General features: G+C 68.8%; 4 protein-coding genes and 1 rRNA gene. 1 reads left to right on the top strand and 4 read right to left on the bottom strand.

Annotated features, from left to right (window positions below):
* Positions 1-28 precede the first annotated feature (28 nt).
* On the bottom strand, positions 29-1,057 hold the full coding sequence (locus ACJA3G_RS28775; protein WP_406555961.1) for an HAD hydrolase-like protein: 1,029 nt from the start codon (positions 1,055-1,057) through the stop codon (positions 29-31).
* A gap of 72 nt (positions 1,058-1,129) precedes the next feature.
* On the opposite strand from ACJA3G_RS28775, the gene ACJA3G_RS28770 reads away from it, so the two are divergent.
* Positions 1,130-2,428, top strand: coding sequence for a DUF1015 family protein (locus tag ACJA3G_RS28770; RefSeq protein WP_406555960.1), 1,299 nt, complete (start codon positions 1,130-1,132; stop codon positions 2,426-2,428).
* A gap of 109 nt (positions 2,429-2,537) precedes the next feature.
* Here the strand turns inward: ACJA3G_RS28770 and ACJA3G_RS28765 are convergent, their stop codons facing one another.
* The 3 genes from ACJA3G_RS28765 to ACJA3G_RS28755 all read right to left on the bottom strand — a co-directional run.
* The gene (locus ACJA3G_RS28765) at positions 2,538-3,464 is read right to left on the bottom strand and encodes a tetratricopeptide repeat protein (RefSeq protein ID WP_406555959.1); all 927 of its coding nucleotides are present in this window, start codon (positions 3,462-3,464) and stop codon (positions 2,538-2,540) included.
* The gene (locus tag ACJA3G_RS28760) at positions 3,446-4,861 is read right to left on the bottom strand and encodes a hypothetical protein (RefSeq protein ID WP_406555958.1); all 1,416 of its coding nucleotides are present in this window, start codon (positions 4,859-4,861) and stop codon (positions 3,446-3,448) included. Before ACJA3G_RS28760 ends, ACJA3G_RS28765 begins: the two co-directional genes overlap by 19 nt.
* Before the next feature lie 312 nt (positions 4,862-5,173).
* A 23S ribosomal RNA gene (locus ACJA3G_RS28755) occupies positions 5,174-6,674 on the bottom strand; the annotation flags it as partial.

Below are 6,674 nucleotides of genomic sequence, written 5' to 3'. Positions count from 1 at the left end.
GCCCCCGGACCCCGGGACCACTCGCGGCTCACACCCCCAACCGCTCCAGCACCTTCCCCGCGTCCAGCTCGCACACACCCTCGCCCGCGTACGTCCAGGCCGCCGCGCAGAGCGCCCGCAGACCGTCCATCGGCTCGCCCTCACCATCGAGGGCGAACGCCTCGTCGCGGACCGCCGCCGTCCACCCGCCGCACCGGAACTCACCGTCGTTTTCAGCCACTTCCGGCTGGCCGGTCAGCATCCCCCGCAGATCCGCGTCCACGAAGGTCGGCCGGTGCTCGGGGCGCGCGGCCAGCAGCCGGGCGCCGTCCGTCACCCCGGTGAGCACCAGCAGCGAGTCCACCTCACCGTTGAACGCGCCCTCGATGTCCGTGTCCAGCCGGTCCCCCACCACCAGCGGCTTGCGCGCACCCGTACGGATGATCGTCTCCCGGTGCATCGGAGGCAGCGGCTTCCCCGCCACCTGCGGCTCGGCGCCGGTCGCGATCCGCACCACCTCCACGGCCGCCCCGTTGCCTGGCGCGATACCGCGCCCGCTCGGGATCGTCAGATCGGTGTTGGACGCGAACCACGGCACCCCGGCCGCGACCGCGTACGACGCCTCGGCGAACCGGCCCCAGGCCAGGTCGGGCCCGCCGTACCCCTGCACCACCGCCGCCGGGTCGTCCTGCGCCGACTCGACCGGCACCAGGCCGCGCTCGCGCAGCGCCACCCGCAGCCCCTCGCCACCGATCACCAGCACCCGGGAACCCTCCGGCACCTGCTCGGAGATCAGCCGCGCCACCGCCTGCGCCGAGGTGATCACATCACCCGGCTCGGCCGGCACCCCCAGCTCGGTGAGGTGCGCCGCCACCGCGTCCGGCGTCCGCAACGCGTTGTTGGTGACGTACGCGAGGTGCATCCCGCCCTCCCGGGCCGTACCCAGCGAGTCGACGGCGTGCCCGATCGCCTCCCCGCCCGCGTACACCACCCCGTCGAGATCCAGCAGAGCCGTGTCGTACACCTCACTCAGCGCACGCGCGCTCCCGCTCGGCCGGGTCCTGCTGGGCTGGCTCATCCTCATCCACTCCTCGCTCGACGCTCTCCCCCCGATCATCACGCATGCCCGCACCCCACTTACCATGCACCAATGACCACAACTGGGCGTACGGACGACGGGCTGCGCCTGCTTCCCTTCCGAGGGCTGCGCTATGTACCCGAGCGCGTCGGCAGCCTCGCGGCCGTCACCTCGCCGCCGTACGACGTCGTGGTGCGGCCCGACGGTCTGCTGCACCTGGAGTCGGCGGATCCGTACAACATCGTCCGGCTGATCCTGCCGCAGGCCGCCACGCCCGCCGCACGGCACCAGCAGGCCGCGCTCACCCTCGACGACTGGCTGGCGGAGGGCGTCCTCGCCCCCGATCCGGTGCCCGCGCTGTACGTGTACGAGCAGCACGACGGCGCTCTGCTCCAGCGCGGCCTGATCGGGGCGCTGGCCCTCTCGGAGCCCGCCGAGGGTGTGGTGCTGCCGCACGAGGACGTCATGCCGCACGTCGTGGAGGACCGCGCCGACCTGATGCGCACGACGGCCGCGCACTTCGAGCCGCTGCTCCTGACGTACCACGGCGACGCCGGCCCCGACGGCGGCGAGCCGACCGGCGCGGGCGCGGTCATCGAACGGACCGTAGGGCGCGAACCGCTGCTCTCGACCACCACCGAGGACGGCTACAGCCACCGGCTGTGGGCGGTCACGGACCCCGCCGACCTCGCCGAGATCCAGGCGGACCTCGCCCACCACCAGGCGGTGATCGCCGACGGCCACCACCGCTGGGCGACCTATCTGCGGCTGCGCTCCGAGCAGTCGGCGCCCGGCCCCTGGGACTTCGGCCTGGTCCTGCTCGTGGACACGGCCCGCTATCCGCTGCGGGTGCGCGCGATCCACCGGTTGCTGCACCGGCTTCCGGTCAGCGACGCACTGGCGGCGGTGGCCGAATCCGGTGCCTTCCGCATCCGTACGTTCTCGGTGCCGCTGCCCGACGCGCTCGACCTCCTCGCGGAGGCGAGCACCGAGGGCAACGCGTTCCTGCTGGCGGGCGACGGGCACTTCCACCTCCTGGACCGCCCGGACCCGGCCCTGCTCGCCCGCACCGTCCGCGCCGACCGCCCGCAGGCCTGGCGCGAACTGGACGCGGCCGTACTCCACTCCACGCTCCTGGACCACGTCTGGCGCATCCCGGACGCGCCCGAGCACATCATGTACATCCATGACACGACGGCCGCCGTCGAGCAGGCGGAGCGGCGCGGCGGTACGGCGGTGCTCATGCATCCCGTCCGCGAGGACGTCGTCCGCGATCTGGCCCGCCAGGGTGTCACGATGCCCCGCAAGTCGACGTCCTTCGGCCCGAAGCCGGCGACGGGTCTGGTGCTGCGGAGCCTGACGGTGAACTGAGCGGTACAGCCGGGAGCGGCGGATACGCGAAAGGGCGGCACCCCGGTGGGGTGCCGCCCTTTCCCAACTGCCTTCAGCCTCCTACGGAGGCGTTGGCGCGGACGATGACTCAGGCCTTGTCGGCCGGACCCTTGTCGGCGTCGGCGTCGGAATCAACCACGGAGCCCGACGCGACCTCGGCCTCGTCCTCGTCGTCGCGGTCGTCTTCGTCTTCGTCCACGACCTCGGCCTGGGTCTGCGCCTCGGCCGTGACGTCGTCGACATCGTTGACGTCGTCGAACTCGTCGTCGTCCTCGTCCTCGTCGTCGGCGCGGTCGTCGTCCTCGTCCGACAGGCGGTCCGACTCGTCGGCGGTGTCGAGGAGTTCGGCGTCGGCCTGCTCGTCCTGCTCGTCCCGCTCCTCGCCGAGGGCGTCCACGAAGTCCACGCCGTCCATCTCGGCCAGTCGGTCCGAGGCGTCGGTGGTGCCGTCCTTGTCGGACTCCAGCGCCTTGGCGAACCACTCGCGCGCCTCGTCCTCACGCCCGGCGGCGAGCAGCGCGTCCGCGTAGGCGTACCGCAGACGCGGGGTCCACGGCTGCACCGAATTCGACGCCAGCTCCGGGCTCTGCAGGGTCACGATGGCGGCGTCCAGCTGCCCCATGTCCCGCCGCGCACCGGCCGCGACCAGGCGCATCTCCACCTGGCTCGCCTTGTCGAGCTTCTGCACCTCGGGCGCGCCGGCCATCTCGAGCGCACGCTCGGGGCGGCCCATGCCGCGCTCGCAGTCGGCCATGACGGGCCACAGCTCGACGTGTCCGGTCATCCGCCGCGCGGCCCGGAACTCAGCCAGCGCCTCGGAGTACTTCTGCGTCGCGTACGCGGCGAAGCCGGCCGCCTCGCGGACAGCCGCCACTCGGGAGGCGAGCCGCAGCGCGATACGCGAGTACGCGTACGCCTGCTCGGGGTCCTCGTCGATCAGGCGGGCCACCATGACCAGGTTCTGGGCGACGTCCTCGGCGAGGGTCTTCGGCAGGCTCAGCAGCTCCTGACGCACGTCCTCGTCGATCTCGTTGCCCGTGACGTCCTCGTCGATCGGCAGCCGCTTGATCGGCTCGCGGTCGCGGTCCCGCTCGCGGCGGTCGTCGCCGCCACGGAACCCGCCACGGTCGTCACGGCTGCGGTAGCCGCCACGGTCGTCGTCGCGGCGCGGGGCCGGACGGTCGTCCCGGCGGAAGGCCGGACGCTCGTCACGACGGTCGTCGCGGCGGAACCCACCGCGGTCGTCGCGGCTGTCCCGGCTGTCGCGGCTGTCACGGCCTCGGTAGCCACCACGGTCGTCCTCGCGGCGCGGGGCGCGGTCGTCGCGGCGGAACCCACCACGGTCGTCGTCACGGCGCGGGGCCGGACGGTCGTCACGACGCCCGAAGCCACCGCCGCCGGTGGGGCGACCACCACGGTCGTCGTCGCGGCGGAAGGAGGGACGCTCATCACGACGGTCATCGCGACGGAACCCACCACGGTCATCATCACGGCGCGGGGCCGGACGGTCGTCACGACGCCCGAAGCCACCACCAGTGCCGGAGCCGCCACGGTTGTCGTCACGACGGCCATAGCCACCACCGCCGGTGGGGCGGCCACCACGGTCGTCATCCCGACGGAAGGAAGGACGCTCATCACGACGGTCATCGCGACGGAACCCACCACGGTCATCATCACGACGGGGAGCCGGACGGTCATCGCGACGCCCGAAGCCACCACCGGTGCCGGAGCCGCCACGGTTGTCGTCACGACGGCCATAGCCACCACCGCCGGTGGGGCGGCCACCACGGTCGTCATCCCGACGGAACGAGGGCCGGTCGTCGCGGCGCGGGGCCGGGCGGTCGTCGCGGCGGAAGCCGCCACGGTCATCATCACGACGCGGGGCCGGACGGTCATCGCGACGCCCGAAGCCACCACCGGTGCCGGAGCCGCCACGGTTATCGTCACGACGGCCATAGCCACCACCCGAGGGACGACCACCACGGTCGTCATCCCGACGGAACGAGGGACGCTCATCACGACGGTCATCGCGACGGAACCCACCACGGTCATCATCACGACGCGGGGCCGGACGGTCGTCACGACGCCCGAAGCCACCACCCGTGCCGGAACCGGAGCCGCCACGGTTATCGTCGCGACGGCCGTAGCCACCACCCGAGGGACGACCACCACGGTCGTCGTCACGGCGCGGGCCGGACGGACGGTCGTCGCGACGGCCGTAGCCGCCGCCGTTGCCGCCACCGGTCGGACGGCCACCTCGGTCGTCGTCACGGCGCGGGCCCCGGTCGTCGCGGCGGTCATCACGACGGAACCCGCCGCCGGTGCTGCCGCGGCTGTCGTCGCGGCGGCCGTAGCCACCGCCGGCCGGACGGCCGCCACGGTCGTCGTCACGGCGCGGGCCGCGGTCGTCACGACCGCCCCGGTAGCCGCCCCTGTCACCGCCGTCACGGCCGCGCCCATCGCGCTGCGGACGGTCCTCGGGAGAGTTGGTGGACATCGGTGCGACTCCTGTCTTCGGGTACTGCAGTCATTCTCGCGCAGTCGGCTGCCCGACGCGCTTCGGAAAATTGAAGCGGAAATAAAAAAGGACCCTTGGTCCCAGCGTTGAACGCTGGGACCAAGGGTCCTGAAAGATTGTTCGGCGGTGTCCTACTCTCCCACAGGGTCCCCCCTGCAGTACCATCGGCGCTGAATTCAGAACTAACACAGTGGACGCGAGCAACTGAGGACAAGCCCTCGGCCTATTAGTACCAGTCAGCTCCACCCCTTACGAGGCTTCCACATCTGGCCTATCAACCCAGTCGTCTACTGGGAGCCTTACCCTCTCAAGGAGGTGGGAATACTCATCTCGAAGCAGGCTTCCCGCTTAGATGCTTTCAGCGGTTATCCTTTCCGAACGTAGCCAACCAGCCATGCCCTTGGCAGGACAACTGGCACACCAGAGGTTCGTCCGTCCCGGTCCTCTCGTACTAGGGACAGCCCTTCTCAATATTCCTACGCGCACAGCGGATAGGGACCGAACTGTCTCACGACGTTCTAAACCCAGCTCGCGTACCGCTTTAATGGGCGAACAGCCCAACCCTTGGGACCGACTCCAGCCCCAGGATGCGACGAGCCGACATCGAGGTGCCAAACCATCCCGTCGATATGGACTCTTGGGGAAGATCAGCCTGTTATCCCCGGGGTACCTTTTATCCGTTGAGCGACGGCGCTTCCACAAGCCACCGCCGGATCACTAGTCCCGACTTTCGTCCCTGCTCGACCCGTCGGTCTCACAGTCAAGCTCCCTTGTGCACTTACACTCAACACCTGATTGCCAACCAGGCTGAGGGAACCTTTGGGCGCCTCCGTTACTCTTTAGGAGGCAACCGCCCCAGTTAAACTACCCATCAGACACTGTCCCTGATCCGGATCACGGACCCAGGTTAGACATCCAGCACGACCAGAGTGGTATTTCAACGGCGACTCCACMAYSACTGGCGTSRCMGCTTCAMAGTCTCCCACCTATCCTACACAAGCCGAACCGAACACCAATATCAAACTGTAGTAAAGGTCCCGGGGTCTTTCCGTCCTGCTGCGCGAAACGAGCATCTTTACTCGTAGTGCAATTTCACCGGGCCTATGGTTGAGACAGTCGAGAAGTCGTTACGCCATTCGTGCAGGTCGGAACTTACCCGACAAGGAATTTCGCTACCTTAGGATGGTTATAGTTACCACCGCCGTTTACTGGCGCTTAAGTTCTCAGCTTCGCCCCACCGAAATGGAGCTAACCGGTCCCCTTAACGTTCCAGCACCGGGCAGGCGTCAGTCCGTATACATCGCCTTACGGCTTCGCACGGACCTGTGTTTTTAGTAAACAGTCGCTTCTCGCTGGTCTCTGCGGCCACCCCCAGCTCAGAGTGCAAGACTCATCACCGGTGATGGCCCCCCTTCTCCCGAAGTTACGGGGGCATTTTGCCGAGTTCCTTAACCATAGTTCACCCGAACGCCTCGGTATTCTCTACCTGACCACCTGAGTCGGTTTAGGGTACGGGCCGCCATGAAACTCGCTAGAGGCTTTTCTCGACAGCATAGGATCATCCACTTCACCACAATCGGCTCGGCATCAGGTCTCAGCCTTAATGTGTGACGGATTTGCCTATCACACGGCCTACACCCTTACCCCGGGACAACCACCGCCCGGGCTGGACTACCTTCCTGCGTCACCCCATCGCTTACCTACTAC

Origin of the sequence: Streptomyces sp. YS-3 (assembly GCF_045257485.1) — a bacterium.
In the GTDB taxonomy this organism is placed as follows: Bacteria; Actinomycetota; Actinomycetes; order Streptomycetales; family Streptomycetaceae; genus Streptomyces.
The sequence above is the reverse complement of the archived record's forward strand: the minus strand, read 5'-3'. Positions and strand labels throughout refer to the sequence as shown.